Source organism: Pseudomonas ficuserectae, from assembly GCF_024584585.1.
GTDB classification, from domain to species: Bacteria; Pseudomonadota; Gammaproteobacteria; order Pseudomonadales; family Pseudomonadaceae; genus Aquipseudomonas; species Aquipseudomonas amygdali.
In genome coordinates this window covers 4770825-4784454 of sequence record NZ_CP085684.1, presented here as the reverse complement: position 1 = coordinate 4784454, position 13630 = coordinate 4770825, and the positions used below count along the sequence as shown (strand labels likewise).

General features: G+C 57.6%; 12 protein-coding genes. 9 read left to right on the top strand and 3 right to left on the bottom strand.

Annotated features, from left to right (window positions below; genetic code table 11):
• Window positions 1–39 precede the first annotated feature (39 nt).
• From LJU29_RS21185 to LJU29_RS21165, 5 genes are all read left to right on the top strand, one after another.
• Window positions 40–948, top strand: coding sequence for a carbohydrate ABC transporter permease (locus tag LJU29_RS21185; RefSeq protein WP_004666129.1), 909 nt, complete (start codon window positions 40–42; stop codon window positions 946–948).
• The gene (locus tag LJU29_RS21180) at window positions 941–1786 is read left to right on the top strand and encodes a carbohydrate ABC transporter permease (protein ID WP_257111166.1); all 846 of its coding nucleotides are present in this window, start codon (window positions 941–943) and stop codon (window positions 1784–1786) included. Before LJU29_RS21185 ends, LJU29_RS21180 begins: the two co-directional genes overlap by 8 nt.
• A gap of 2 nt (window positions 1787–1788) precedes the next feature.
• Entirely contained in the window at window positions 1789–2955 is a 1167-nt protein-coding gene (locus LJU29_RS21175; protein ID WP_057452667.1) for an ABC transporter ATP-binding protein, read from the top strand.
• Window positions 2956–3081: 126 nt separating this feature from the next.
• Window positions 3082–4443: a carbohydrate porin gene (locus LJU29_RS21170; RefSeq protein ID WP_257111165.1), complete on the top strand. Its 1362-nt coding sequence runs from the start codon at window positions 3082–3084 to the stop codon at window positions 4441–4443.
• Window positions 4444–4551: 108 nt separating this feature from the next.
• Window positions 4552–5427, top strand: coding sequence for a D-hexose-6-phosphate mutarotase (locus tag LJU29_RS21165; protein WP_057422813.1), 876 nt, complete (start codon window positions 4552–4554; stop codon window positions 5425–5427).
• 1514 nt (window positions 5428–6941) lie between these two features.
• Here the strand turns inward: LJU29_RS21165 and LJU29_RS21160 are convergent.
• Window positions 6942–7808 carry a MurR/RpiR family transcriptional regulator gene (locus LJU29_RS21160; protein WP_002552324.1) on the bottom strand — a complete coding sequence of 289 codons (867 nt, stop codon included), beginning with the start codon at window positions 7806–7808 and terminating at the stop codon, window positions 6942–6944.
• A 219-nt stretch (window positions 7809–8027) separates the two neighbouring features.
• Between LJU29_RS21160 and zwf the strand changes: the two genes are divergently transcribed.
• Genes zwf through LJU29_RS21145 form a run of 3 tightly spaced genes read left to right on the top strand, consistent with a single transcriptional unit; the run spans window position 8028 to window position 10889 of the window.
• Window positions 8028–9497 (top strand): glucose-6-phosphate dehydrogenase, encoded by a 1470-nt coding sequence (zwf, locus tag LJU29_RS21155; RefSeq protein WP_004656035.1) that lies wholly within the window; start codon window positions 8028–8030, stop codon window positions 9495–9497.
• Entirely contained in the window at window positions 9484–10197 is a 714-nt protein-coding gene (pgl, locus tag LJU29_RS21150; protein WP_122322860.1) for a 6-phosphogluconolactonase, read from the top strand. Before zwf ends, pgl begins: the two co-directional genes overlap by 14 nt.
• 17 nt (window positions 10198–10214) lie before the next feature.
• Window positions 10215–10889: a bifunctional 4-hydroxy-2-oxoglutarate aldolase/2-dehydro-3-deoxy-phosphogluconate aldolase gene (locus LJU29_RS21145; RefSeq protein WP_005756820.1), complete on the top strand. Its 675-nt coding sequence runs from the start codon at window positions 10215–10217 to the stop codon at window positions 10887–10889.
• Between the two features lie 127 nt (window positions 10890–11016).
• On the opposite strand, the gene LJU29_RS21140 is transcribed toward LJU29_RS21145, so the two are convergent.
• Window positions 11017–11271, bottom strand: a complete 255-nt coding sequence (locus LJU29_RS21140; protein WP_183137971.1) for a DUF3820 family protein — start codon at window positions 11269–11271, stop codon at window positions 11017–11019.
• 203 nt (window positions 11272–11474) lie between these two features.
• On the opposite strand from LJU29_RS21140, the gene LJU29_RS21135 reads away from it, so the two are divergent.
• Window positions 11475–11954: a PA2169 family four-helix-bundle protein gene (locus LJU29_RS21135; protein WP_005756816.1), complete on the top strand. Its 480-nt coding sequence runs from the start codon at window positions 11475–11477 to the stop codon at window positions 11952–11954.
• Window positions 11955–12022: 68 nt separating this feature from the next.
• Here LJU29_RS21135 and LJU29_RS21130 read toward each other — a convergent pair whose 3' ends face one another.
• On the bottom strand, window positions 12023–13552 hold the full coding sequence (locus LJU29_RS21130; protein ID WP_257111164.1) for a sensor domain-containing diguanylate cyclase: 1530 nt from the start codon (window positions 13550–13552) through the stop codon (window positions 12023–12025).
• Window positions 13553–13630 lie beyond the last annotated feature (78 nt).

The following is a 13630-nucleotide window of genomic DNA, read 5'->3' as shown; positions in this document are numbered from 1 at the left end:
CTGCGGCCTGGATTCGATACACCGGATGGGATACTCCCGATGAGCTCTGTCGCTGCGATCAGCAAAGCCTCGCCAATGGATGCGCTGCAACGCTGGCTACCAAAACTGGTGCTGGCACCCAGCATGTTCATCGTGCTGGTGGGTTTCTATGGCTACATCCTCTGGACATTCGCGCTTTCGTTTACCAACTCGACGTTTCTGCCGTCCTACAAATGGGTAGGTCTGGCGCAATACGCACGCCTGATGGACAACGATCGTTGGTGGGTGGCAAGCAAGAACCTTGCGGTGTTTGGCGGGATGTTCATTGCCATCAGCCTGGTGATCGGTGTTCTGCTGGCCGTCCTGCTGGACCAGCGGATCCGTCGTGAGGGCATGATCCGCACCATTTACCTGTACCCGATGGCACTGTCGATGATCGTCACCGGTACGGCGTGGAAGTGGCTGCTCAACCCTGGCCTGGGCCTGGACAAGATGCTGCGTGACTGGGGCTGGGAAGGTTTTCGTCTCGACTGGCTGATCGACCCGGACCGCGTTGTTTACTGCCTGGTCATTGCTGCGGTTTGGCAGTCTTCCGGCTTTGTCATGGCGTTGTTTCTGGCGGGCCTGCGTGGCGTCGATCAATCGATCATTCGCGCTGCGCAGATGGATGGCGCGAGTTTGCCGATGATCTACTGGCGCGTTGTGTTGCCAAGCCTGCGTCCGGTGTTTTTCAGTGCCGTGATGATCCTTGCGCACATTGCCATCAAGAGCTTCGATCTGGTGGCTGCTATGACTGCCGGTGGCCCCGGTTACTCATCCGACCTGCCTGCGATGTTCATGTACTCCTTCACCTTTAGCCGCGGCCAGATGGGCATGGGCTCGGCCAGTGCGATTCTGATGCTCGGCGCGATCCTGGCGATTCTGGTGCCGTACCTGTATTCCGAGCTGAGGACCAAACGCCATGACTAGTCATGTTGGCAAACCGGGCATCAGCTTCAGTCGTATTCTGATTTACGCCGTGCTGATACTGGCCTGTCTGATTTATCTGGTGCCGCTGGTGGTGATGCTGTTCACCAGCTTCAAGACCCCCGAAGACATCGGCACCGGCAACCTGCTGAGCTGGCCAAGTGTGATCACCGCAATTGGCTGGATAAAGGCCTGGGACCTGGTAGATGGTTATTTCTGGAACTCGATAAAAATAACCGTTCCGGCAGTCATTATTTCCACCGCCATTGGCGCGCTCAATGGCTATGTATTGTCGATGTGGCGCTTCAAGGGCTCGCAGCTGTTCTTCGGTCTGTTGCTGTTTGGTTGCTTCCTGCCGTTTCAGACTGTTCTGCTGCCGGCTTCCTTTACGCTGGGCAAAATGGGCCTGGCCAGTACGACCACCGGGCTGGTGTTTGTGCATGTGGTCTACGGGCTGGCGTTCACCACGCTATTCTTCCGTAACTACTACGTCAGCATTCCCGATGCGCTGGTCAAGGCTGCACGGCTGGACGGTGCCGGGTTTTTCACCATCTTCGGGCGCATCATTCTGCCGATGTCCACGCCTATCGTGATGGTCTGCATTATCTGGCAGTTCACCCAGATATGGAACGATTTCCTGTTTGGCGTTGTGTTCTCCAGTGGTGAGTCTCAGCCGATCACCGTGGCCCTGAACAATCTGGTCAACACCAGCACAGGTGCCAAGGAATACAACGTTGACATGGCGGCGGCGATGATTGCCGGCCTGCCGACACTGCTGGTCTACGTACTGGCTGGCAAGTATTTCCTGCGTGGGCTCACGGCCGGCGCGGTCAAGGGGTAATCATGGCGACTCTCGAATTACGCAACGTCAACAAGACCTACGGCAGCAACTTGCCGGACACGCTCAAGAACATCGACCTGTCGATCAAGGATGGCGAGTTTCTGATTCTGGTCGGCCCTTCCGGCTGTGGCAAATCCACCTTGATGAACTGCATTGCCGGTCTGGAAAGCATCAGCGGCGGTGAGATTCTCATCGATGGCCAGGACGTCAGCAGCACCAGCCCCAAGGATCGCGACATCGCGATGGTCTTTCAGTCCTATGCCCTTTACCCGACCATGAGCGTGCGTGAAAACATCGCGTTCGGGCTGAAGATCCGCAAGATGCCGCAAGCCGACATCGACGCGGAAGTGGCTCGTGTAGCCAAGCTGTTGCAGATCGAGCACTTGCTCAATCGCAAGCCGGGCCAGATGTCCGGTGGCCAGCAGCAGCGTGTCGCGATGGGGCGTGCCTTGGCGCGTCGTCCCAAGATCTACCTGTTCGATGAGCCGTTGTCCAACCTCGATGCCAAGTTGCGCGTCGAGATGCGTACCGAAATGAAACTGATGCACCAGCGCCTTAAAACCACCACCGTCTACGTGACCCATGATCAGATCGAGGCCATGACGCTGGGCGACAAGGTCGCGGTCATGAAGGACGGTATCGTTCAGCAATTCGGTACGCCCAAGCAGATTTACACCGATCCGGCCAACCTGTTTGTCGCCAGTTTCATCGGCTCGCCGCCGATGAATTTCATCCCGCTGCGTCTGCAACGCAAGGATGGCCAATTGATTGCGCTACTCGACAGTGGTCAGGCGCGTTGCGAGCTGCCGGTCGGCGTATCCGATGCCGGGCTGGAAGATCGAGAAATCATTCTCGGTATCCGGCCGGAACAGATTATGCTTGCTGGCGCTGAGTCGAATGGCATGCCGACCATCCGTGCCGAGGTCCAGGTGACCGAGCCTACCGGGCCGGACACGCTGGTGTTCGTCACGCTCAATCAGAGCAAGGTCTGCTGTCGCCTTGCGCCGGATGTCGCACCGCAGGTGAGCGAAAGTCTGACCCTGCAGTTCGACCCTTCCAGGGTGCTGATTTTCGATGCTCAGAGCGGTGAGCGTCTTGGAGTTCTGGGAGCACCACCTTTGGCTGAACGGGCAAACAATGTTCCAGTTGAGCCGCAAGTGATAAATTGATTCAGCACCGAGCATCGCTGGCCGCCTGTCTACTGCCACAATGAAGCGGCCGACCGGCGAAAACGAAGCAGTGAATGAAGCAAAACGTCTACCAAAGCTAATAACAATAAAACGAGGATTGATGGGATGAAGAAGATCAACAAAGGTAAATCGCTTTCCCGGTTCCAGTTGGTAAGCACGCTGTCGGTGTTGGGTGCGATGGGGCTGGCAGGCAGCGTTCATGCGGCCGACGCATTTTCTGCCGATTCACCGTGGATGACTGGCGACTGGAACGGCAAGCGTACCGAACTGCTCGACAAGGGCTATGACTTCTCGCTGGAATATGTTTCCGAGATGGCCAGCAACATCAAGGGCGGTTACAACGACGACAAGACCGGCCGCTACAGCGACCAGTTCGCGCTGGGCATGAAAGTCGATTTGCAGAAGGCTTTCGGCTGGCAGGACGCAGAGTTCAAGCTGGCAATCACCGAACGTAGCGGGCGCAACATCTCCAACGACCGGATCGGCGACCCTCGTGCCGGTACCCTCAGTTCCTCCCAGGAAGTCTGGGGTCGCGGCCAGACCTGGCGTCTGACGCAAATGTGGATCAAGCAGAAGTACTTTGACGGCGCGCTGGACGTCAAGGCTGGTCGTTTCGGACCGGGCGAAGACTTCAACAGCTTCCCTTGCGATTTCCAGAACCTGTCGTTCTGCGGCTCGCAGGTCGGTAACTATGTGAACACCTGGTACAACTGGCCAATCAGCCAGTGGGCCTTGCGCGTGAAGTACAACATCACGCCGGAAGTGTACGCACAGGTCGGCGTCTACGAGCAGACCCCGTCCAACCTCGAAACCGGCAACGGCTTCAAACTCAGCGGCAGCGGCACCAAAGGTATGATTCTGCCGGTTGAACTGGTCTGGACCCCGACCGTCAATTCGTTGCCCGGTGAATACCGTGTCGGCTTCTACAAGAGCACGCCCAACGCCGATGATGTCTATGAAGACGTTAACGGTCAGCCACAGGCAGCTACCGGCGCTGCGTTCAAGTCGCATGACAGCAAGCACGGCTGGTGGGTTGTTGCTCAGCAACAGCTGACTACTCACGATGGCGATGCATCGCGCGGCCTGAGCATTTTTGCCAACGCTACCGTGCATGACAAGGCCACCAACTTCGTCGATAACTACCAGCAGATCGGTTTCACGTACAAAGGTCCCTTCAACTCGCGTCCGAAAGATGACATCGGTATCGGTATCGCCCGTATTCACGTCAACGACGATGTGCAGGATAGCGTGCGTCTGGCCAACCAGATCAGCGGCATCAACGACTACGACAACCCTGGCTACCTGCCGGTCCAGAGCACTGAGTACAACTCGGAAATCTACTACGGCTTCCACGTCACCAACTGGCTGACCGTGCGTCCCAACCTGCAGTACGTCAAGCACCCTGGCGGTGTAGATCAGGTTGATGACGCGATTGTGGCGGGCATCAAGATCCAGTCGAAGTTCTGATTACTGATTGACGCGTAACGCGATCAAAGGTCGTGTGTGCTTTGCGGGCAGCCTGGCTGCCCGTTTTTTTTGGCTTGATCCTTTTATTTTTCAGGGACGCGATTGGCGATGACCTCTCTCGACGCGCAACTGCCTGAACATCCATTGCAACGCTTCTTCCGATCCCGACGTGCCAGACCCACTTTCGAGTGGGAGCGTCACCAGCTGCGCGATGTACTGGTTATCGATCATCCGCAGTGTCAGGCGGTCTTCAGTCGCCAGGGCGCGCAGTTGCTGCATTTTCAGCCGCAAGGCCAGAAACCCTGGCTCTGGTGCGCTGCACAATGGCCGCAGGTGGGGGCGATTCGGGGTGGCGTTCCAGTGTGCTGGCCTTGGTACGGCCGACACCCCGGTGAAAGCGGCTGGCCGGCACACGGCTGGGGGCGCTTGCTGGACTGGAAACTGATCGACAGCAGCGAGAGCGAAAAGGGCGTCAGCCTGCACTGGCGCTTGCAACTGTGGGACTGGCAGGTCGATCTGCATGCCGAGCTGGGGCAGGGCATGGAGTTGCGTCTGAGCACACGCCACGAGGACAGTGAACCGTGTCATTTCAGTCATGCGCTGCATGCGTACTGGCGGATTGGCGATGTGGCTGAAGTCGCGCTTGAGGGCCTTGATGGGGCGCAGGGCTATGACGAACTCAGCCGACAGGTCTGCCAGCAACATGGCGAATTGCGTGTGGCAGGCGGCTGCCAGCGAGTTTTCGAACATGCGGGAGCCCTGCAACTGCAGGACCCGACCTGGCAGCGCAGACTGAACATCGACACCGGCGACAGCGTCAATACCGTGGTCTGGCACCCCGGCAACAGACCGCTACTGGGGGTGTGTGGCAGCGAGACCGCAGGCTTTGTGCGCGTGGAAGCCGCTTCGACTTCCGGCGACGCCTTCAGCCTGCAACCGGGCGAGCAGGTGCAACTCAAATTGCAGGCCAGCCTGGCGGGGTGATTTGCGTGTGACGCAGAGCGTCACGAACTGCATGCCGACGCGGAGCGTCGGCACGATAGTCAAGACCGCAATCATTGCCGAAAAAGCGCTTTTCTATCGCGATGGCACTGACGACGCAGAGTGCGACGTTAGTGACGGCTGAGTCCTGGCGCTGATCCGGGGGATGCGAGGCAGGACGCCGAGCAAGCCGCATCGGGCCAAGGATGGCCCGTTGCGGCGACCCCCGGATCAGTGACAGGGCGAAGGAACCCGACGAAGTCGGGCCGGAAACAGGAGCGGGGGGCTTTGGTTACTTTGGCCCCATCAAAGTAGGTCGCCGAGGGGCGAAAAGGTGACTCAAGTCGAGCCTGAATCTCGCTGAATCGCAGAACTGTGTGACGCAGAGCGTCACGAAGGGCATTACCACGCGGAGCGTGGGAACGAGAATCTGAGTCGAACACCAATCCACCTGAAGTCACAGAACCGCTGTGTGACGCGGAGCGTCACGAACTGCATGCCGACGCGGAGCGTCGGCACGATAGTGATATCTGAATCGTGCCTTTAACCAAACTGCTCTAAGCGCTTTTCAACCACGATGGCACAGACAACGCAGAGTGCGACGTTAGTGACGGCTGAGTCCTGGCGCTGATCCGGGGGATGCGAGGCAGGACGCCGAGCAAGCCGCATCGGGCCAAGGATGGCCCGTTGCGGCGCCCCCCGGATCAGTGACAGGGCGAAGGAACCCGACGAAGTCGGGCCGGAAACAGGAGCGAGGGGATTTGGTTACTTTGGCCCCATCAAAGTAGGTCGCCGAGGGGCGAAAAGGTGAATCGAGTCGAGCCGAAATCTCGCTGAATCGCAGAACTGTGTGACGCAGAGCGTCACGAAGGGCATTACCACGCGGAGCGTGGGAACGAGAATCTGAGTCGAACGCCAATCCATTTGATGTCACAGATAGTGATATCTGAATCGTGCCTTTAACAAACTGCTCTAAGCGCTTTTCAACCACGATGGCACTGACGACGCAGAGTGCGACGTTAGTGACGGCTGAGTCCTGGCGCTGATCCGGGGGATGCGAGGCAGGACGCCGAGCAAGCCGCATCGGGCCAAGGATGGCCCGTTGCGGCGCCCCCCGGATCAGTGACAGGGCGAAGGAACCCGACGAAGTCGGGCCGGAAACAGGAGCGAGGGGATTTGGTTACTTTGGCTCCATCAAAGTAACTCGCCGAGGGGCGAAAAGGTGAATCGAGTCGAGCCGAAATCTCACTGAATCGCAGAACTGTGTGACGCAGAGCGTCACGAAAGGCATTACCACGCGGAGCGTGGGAACGAGAATCTGAGTCGAACGCCAATTCACCTGAAGTCACAGAACCGCTGTGTGACGCAGAGCGTCACGAAAGGCATTACCACGCGGAGCGTGGGAACGAGAATCTGAGTCGAACACCAATTCACCTGAAGTCACAGAACCGCTGTGTGACGCAGAGCGTCACGAAAGGCATTACTACGCAGAGTGAACGATAGTCAACGACACCCAGTCAGCCCTGATCCTCGATCGGATAGCGGCTGTCATTCAGGCTTTCCTTGATCTTGCGCAGGTGCGGCTGGAAGTCGACGCCGCGGCGCAGGGTCATGCCGGTGGCCAACACATCGAGAACGGTGAGCTGGATGATCCGCGAGGTCATCGGCATGTAGATGTCGGTGTCTTCCGGCAATGGAATGTTCAGGCTCACAGTGCTGGCCTGCGCCAGTGGCGAGCCAGCGGCGGTCAGGCCCAGCACCGAAGCGCCATTTGCACGGGCGATGCGGGCCACTTCCACCAGCTCGCGCGTGCGCCCGGTGTAGGAAATGATCACGAACAATTCGCCGGTATGGGCCACCGACGCAATCATCCGTTGCATCAGCACATCGGCATGCGCCGTGACCGCCAGGTTGAAACGGAAGAATTTGTGCTGCGCATCAAGCGCCACCGGCGCCGAGGCACCCAGCCCGAAAAAGTGGATCTGCCGTGCCTGGATCAGCATGTCCACGGACTTGCTGATCAGCGCCGGGTCCAGTTGCTGGCAGGCGCTGTCGAGCGAAGCAATGGCGCTACCGAAAATCTTCTGGGTGTAGGCCTCGGGATTGTCGTCGGCTTCCACAGCGCGGCTGACATAGGCTGCGCCGCTTGCCAGGCTCTGGGCCAGTTGCAGTTTGAGCTCCGGATAACCGCTGACGCTGAACGAACGGCAGAAGCGGTTGACCGTCGGTTCGCTGACCTTGGCGGCCTGGGCAAGCGCTGCAATGCTCAGCCGCGTTGCCATCTGCGGGTTGAGCAGGATCACTTCGGCCACCTTGCGCTCGGCCTTGTTCAACTCATCGAGTCGGCCCTGGATTTGCTCCAGGAGGTTTCTTACGCGGTCCATTCAAAGTCCTTGTCGGGGGCTGATTCACCAACGGTTTTGGCCTGAGCTTTTTTTAGCTCTTTAGCCTGTAGCAAAGGTGGCCTATCGTACTGAGGGCCTGTGTTGATCACCACTGAAATATGCTTTTAGGCAGAATGTTGTGGTTATTACTACATATGGCCTTGAGTAACGCCTTTAAAAAAGGTATTTGTAGCCTAACTTGATAAAAGAACCAACATTATGCCCTTGATTACGGTTGAACCGTGCACATTTGCCCTGTTTGGTGCCCTGGGGGACCTGGCGGTACGCAAGCTGTTCCCGGCTCTTTATCAGCTTGATCGCGCTGGACTGCTGCACGAAGACACAAAAATTCTTGCCCTGGCGCGTGAACCCGGCGACGAACAGTCGCATCTGGCGTATATCGAAAAATCCATGCGCCGCTTCATTCCCGAGGCCGAACTCGAGCCCGACAACCTGGGCCGGTTTCTGGCGCGCCTCAGCTACCTGCATGTCGACTTCCTCAAGGCTGAGGACTACGTCGCGCTTGCCGAACGCGTCGGCACTGCCGAAACCCTGATCGCCTATTTCGCCACCCCGGCCTCGGTCTACGGCGCAATCTGCGAGAACCTCGCTTCGGTCAATCTGGCCGAGCGGACGCGCGCCGTCCTGGAAAAGCCCATTGGCCACGACCTGGCTTCTTCGCGCCGGGTTAACGATGCAGTGGCGCAGTTCTTCCCGGAAAACCGCGTCTATCGTATCGACCACTACCTGGGCAAGGACACGGTACAGAACCTTATTGCCCTGCGTTTCGCCAACAGCCTGTTCGAAACCCAGTGGAACCAGAACCATATTTCTCATGTGGAAATCACGGTTGCCGAGAAGGTCGGCATCGAGGGCCGTTGGGGGTACTTCGATCAGGCCGGTCAATTGCGCGACATGATTCAGAACCACTTGCTGCAACTGCTTTGCCTGATCGCCATGGACCCGCCCAGCGATCTGTCGGCAGACAGTATTCGCGACGAGAAGGTCAAGGTGCTCAAGGCGCTGGCACCGTTCACGCCCGAGCGTCTGGCGACCCAGGTGGTGCGTGGCCAGTACACTGCTGGCTACAGCGAAGGCAAGGCGGTGCCGGGTTATCTGGAGGAAGAGAACTCCAACACCCAGAGCGATACTGAAACCTTCGTCGCGTTGCGTGCCGATATCCGCAACTGGCGCTGGTCGGGTACGCCGTTTTATCTGCGTACCGGCAAGCGCATGCCGCAGAAAATGTCGCAGATCGTGATCCATTTCAAAGAGCCGCCGCACTACATCTTCGCGCCTGAACAGCGTTTGCAGATCAGCAACCGCCTGATCATTCGCCTGCAGCCCGACGAAGGTATTTCCTTGCAGGTGATGACCAAGGACCAGGGGCTGGACAAAGGCATGCAGCTGCGCAGCGGGCCCTTGCAACTGAATTTTTCCGACACCTACCGCAGCGCTCGTGTCCCCGACGCTTATGAGCGGTTGTTGCTGGAAGTCATGCGTGGCAATCAGAACCTGTTTGTCCGCAAAGATGAAATCGAGTACGCCTGGCAATGGTGCGATCAGTTGATCGCTGGCTGGAAGAAGGCGGGCGACGCGCCCAAGCCTTATCCGGCCGGAACCTGGGGGCCAATGAGCTCCATTGCCCTGATTACTCGTGACGGGAGATCCTGGTATGGCGATATGTGACCTTGAGCTGCCAGCAGGGCTGGTAGCACGTGATTTCGACACAGCGCAGCAACTGGCTGATGCGCTGGCTGCCAACGTCGCCGAGCGCCTGAAGCAGGCAATTGGCGAAAACGGTCTGGCGACCCTGGTGGTGTCCGGTGGTCGCAGTCCGGTGGCTTTTTTCAAGAGCCTGGCCGTGCAGCCGCTGGACTGGTCGAAAGTAGTCATCAGCCTGGCTGACGAGCGTTTCGTGCCGACCGAGCATGCCGACAGCAATGCGGGCCTGCTGCAGCGCCACTTGCTGCAGGGGCCTGTGGCGAAGGCGAAGTTTCTGGGGTTGTACAGCGTGGCGGGCAGTGTCGAGGAGGCAGCGCTGGCTGCCGATCAGGCGCTGGCCGAGCTGCCACCGATTGATGTATTGATTCTGGGCATGGGCGACGACGGGCATACCGCGTCGCTGTTCCCTGGTAGCCCGAACCTGAAAGAAGCCCTTGATCTGCAAGGTGAGCGCCGCTGCCTGCCGATGCTCGCACCGAGCGTGCCGCATCAGCGCCTGACCCTGACCCGCCGCCTGTTGGCGTCGGCACGTTCGCCGATCCTGTCGGTGTCCGGCCAGGCCAAACTCGACACCCTGCGCACCGCGCTGGCGGGCGATGACCTCGCCGAGATGCCGGTGCGTGCGTTTCTCAACCCGTCTCTCGAGATTTACTGGTGCCCATAAGCAAAGGAAACGTCGCCATGACACAGAACGAAAATAATCAGCCGCTCATCAGCATGGCGAACAAGATTGCCCAGATTGACGAACTCTGCGCCAAGGCGAAGATTCTGCCGGTCATCACCATTGCCCGTGACCAGGATGTGCTGCCTCTGGCCGATGCGCTGGCCTCTGGCGGCATGACTGCACTGGAAGTTACGCTGCGCTCGGCGTTCGGTCTGAGCGCCATCCGTATTCTGCGTGAGCAGCGCCCGGAATTGTGTGTGGGCGCCGGCACCATTCTGGACCGCAAGATGCTGGCGGACGCCGAGGCGGCAGGTTCGCAGTTCATTGTGACCCCTGGCAGCACGCAAGACCTGCTGCAAGCCGCAGTCGACAGCCCGTTGCCCCTTTTGCCGGGCGTCAGCAGTGCTTCGGAAATCATGATCGGTTATGCCATGGGCTATCGCCGTTTCAAGCTGTTTCCGGCCGAGATCAGCGGCGGTGTGGCGGCAATCAAAGCCCTGGGCGGACCTTTCAACGAGGTGCGTTTCTGCCCGACTGGCGGCGTCAACGAGCAGAACCTGAAGAGCTACATGGCCTTGCCCAACGTTATGTGCGTGGGCGGGACCTGGATGATTGATAACGCCTGGGTCAAGAATGGCGACTGGGGCCGCATACAGGAAGCCACTGCGCAGGCAATGGCGTTGTTTGACTGATTTTCAGGATTTCGGAGTCAGCCCCTTTGCGGCTGACTCCGGCAAGGAAGTTGTTGTTGGTTGTATGGCTTTTCGGTGCTCCCTGGTCCGGAGCACCGTTTTTTTCTCCCCCGGACCGCCTCTTTGTTTATCCCTTGTCCTTGAACGACTGACGCGGACGTGTGCGCATTGGGTCCAATAGCGCGCCAAGGCCGTTGTGATCGATTTCCTGCATCAATGCCAGCAAACCTCCCAGTTCACCTTTCGGAAAGCCTTCTCGCGCGAACCAGTTCAGATAATGACCTGGCAAATCCGCGATCAGCCGTCCTTTATATTTGCCGAATGGCATTTCCTGCGTCACCAATAACCTGAGTTTCTCCGGGTTCACCTGCAAGCCTCCCATCAATACATGTCGAACATCACGATACGTGCATTCTGCATGCAGGCCAAACGACAGATCATGCAGAAGTCACGAACAGTCAATTGTGAAAATTTCTTAATTCATTGATTTTAAACAATTATTTCCATATCAAAAACTGGCACGGTGTCTGCAATTACCTATACATCGAACACTTTCGTATCAACCTGCCATTAGGAAATTATCAAATGACTGATATCAACAAAGAAACGATCTCTATCCTGAATGACCTGATCGAAACCAGCAAAGACGGTGAAGAAGGTTTCCGTACCAGCGCAGAACACGCAAAAAGCGCTCAGGTAAAATCGTTCCTTACCAATCGCTCCACTGAGGTGGCTGCAGCCGTTCGTGAATTGCAAGCTGAAGTGACCGCACTGGGTGGCAAGCCTGAAGATTCTTCCAGCGTGTCTGGCGCGCTGCACCGCGCATGGGTCAACCTGAAGTCGATGGTGACTTCGGATGACGACAAGGCTGTACTGGAAGAAGTCGAAAAAGGCGAAGACGTTGCCAAGAAGGCCTATCGCGAAGCGCTGGAAAAAGCCCGTGCCAAGAACGTTTCCCCTAACGTTATTGCGCTGATTGAAAAGCAGCAGGCTGGCGTTCTGGCCAACCACGACAAAGTAAAAGCACTGCGTGACGCAGCACGTGCAGCCCACGCCGCATCGTAATTCGATGTTGCAGCGGTAGCCGAAAACGCCAGCCAGTCTGGCGTTTTTTTATGCCCTCCGGTAGCTCATCAAACCTGATCAGTCATCTCTCTGGCAACCGAACTGCGATGCTCTACGCGGTTACGACCCTTGTGTTTGGCCTGATAAAGCGCCTTGTCGGCTATTCCGAAAAACGCCTCCAGTTTGTCTCCCTGACGCACCATCTCTGAAACGACACCTATACTCACGGTGATGGGCTGTTGCGCACCCGGAAATGGCGGCAGTGATTCAGCTGCCTTGCGGATCTGTTCGGCAATCATCATGGCTCCCGGCAAGTCGGTTTCCGGCAGCACTACCACAAACTCCTCGCCGCCATAGCGTGCAACCCGGTCACCGGGGCGACGGATATTGAAGGAGATGGTTTGTGCAATCAGGCGCAGTGCTTCGTCACCGCCCTGATGACCATGACGCTCGTTGAATGCCTTGAAATGGTCTACGTCGATCATCAGTAAAGACAGCTGTTTGCCTGAGCGCTGTGCCCGCGCCGATTCGGTTTCCATGGCTTCGTCAAGCTGGCGACGATTATCGAGCCCTGTCAAACCGTCCGTTGCAGCCAGGCTGGCCAGTGCATCCTCAGCGCGATGGCGTCGTCGCAACTCGCGACACAGCAGCCATGTCAGCCACAGGATTCCGAGACACAGTACGCTGGTAGCGGAGCCGACCAGCCAGGCATTGCGCCGCCATACGGCATACACCTCATCCTCGGATTGACCGATCACGACAACCAGCGGCAGATTGCCGACCCGGGAAAACGTATACAGCCGACGAGCGTTCAACTGCGTCGACATGGCAGCAAAGCTGCCATCTCCTTCCTGAAGAATGCGCTGAAAGTTGGGGCTGTGGCTGTAATCCTTGCCAATCAGATCTTCACCCTCCAGATCGGGGTAGCGGACGATCAGGATGCCTGCGGTATTGATCAGGTTGATACTGCTGCCGACACCCAGATTCTGGCTCATGAACAAGTGTTTGAAATACACCAGTCGCATGGCCGCACTTACCATTCCGGTGAACTCTCCATTGGGGCCTGACATGCGACGGCTGAAACTGATGCACCAGTCCTTGTAACCCCAACGGCTTTTGTACGGTGCACTGACGTGCAGACCCAGCGAAGGGTCCGCCTTGTGGTCCTTGAAATAGGAACGGTCAGAGAAATTGTCGTTTCGAGGGATGACGGACAGTGAGTCAGCCAGGATGGCGCCCTTGTTATCGAGCAATACCAGATCGCCTTTGTAAGACGCCGCAGTGGAGCGATCAAACAGGACAAGTTGTCGCAGCTCAGGTGACAGGTCCTGAAGGTCCGGACGCTGCCATGCGCTGATCATGCCTTGCAGGGAAGAGTCGTAGAGCTCTGCGTTATGCATGACGTCGGCATCAATCAATTGCACGATATTGGCCGCCGCACGCGCTGCAGTCTGCGCTGCGTCGTCACGCTCTCGGACCAGTAAAGACGCCACAATCCCCAGTATGGCGAACATTGACAGTGAACTGCCAAAGATCAGCATGAGTTCCGGTCGGGTCCATTTGAGCCGGTCTTGCCGAGATGACGCAAACAACATCATTGGTTGTTCTACCTGCAGACGAATGAATCTTGATAAATGGTTAAGACAGTTATCATTATTTTTATGATTTTAATGCTG

What these genes read in the sequence shown, in the direction of transcription:
- LJU29_RS21185 (WP_004666129.1), top strand. Translation starts at nt 40, where the DNA reads ATGAGCTCTGTCGCTGCGATCAGCAAAGCCTCGCCAATGGATGCGCTG.
- LJU29_RS21180 (WP_257111166.1), top strand. Translation starts at nt 941, where the DNA reads ATGACTAGTCATGTTGGCAAACCGGGCATCAGCTTCAGTCGTATTCTG.
- LJU29_RS21175 (WP_057452667.1), top strand. Translation starts at nt 1,789, where the DNA reads ATGGCGACTCTCGAATTACGCAACGTCAACAAGACCTACGGCAGCAAC.
- LJU29_RS21170 (WP_257111165.1), top strand. Translation starts at nt 3,082, where the DNA reads ATGAAGAAGATCAACAAAGGTAAATCGCTTTCCCGGTTCCAGTTGGTA.
- LJU29_RS21165 (WP_057422813.1), top strand. Translation starts at nt 4,552, where the DNA reads ATGACCTCTCTCGACGCGCAACTGCCTGAACATCCATTGCAACGCTTC.
- LJU29_RS21160 (WP_002552324.1), bottom strand. Translation starts at nt 7,808, where the DNA reads ATGGACCGCGTAAGAAACCTCCTGGAGCAAATCCAGGGCCGACTCGAT.
- zwf (WP_004656035.1), top strand. Translation starts at nt 8,028, where the DNA reads ATGCCCTTGATTACGGTTGAACCGTGCACATTTGCCCTGTTTGGTGCC.
- pgl (WP_122322860.1), top strand. Translation starts at nt 9,484, where the DNA reads ATGGCGATATGTGACCTTGAGCTGCCAGCAGGGCTGGTAGCACGTGAT.
- LJU29_RS21145 (WP_005756820.1), top strand. Translation starts at nt 10,215, where the DNA reads ATGACACAGAACGAAAATAATCAGCCGCTCATCAGCATGGCGAACAAG.
- LJU29_RS21140 (WP_183137971.1), bottom strand. Translation starts at nt 11,271, where the DNA reads ATGGGAGGCTTGCAGGTGAACCCGGAGAAACTCAGGTTATTGGTGACG.
- LJU29_RS21135 (WP_005756816.1), top strand. Translation starts at nt 11,475, where the DNA reads ATGACTGATATCAACAAAGAAACGATCTCTATCCTGAATGACCTGATC.
- LJU29_RS21130 (WP_257111164.1), bottom strand. Translation starts at nt 13,552, where the DNA reads ATGATGTTGTTTGCGTCATCTCGGCAAGACCGGCTCAAATGGACCCGA.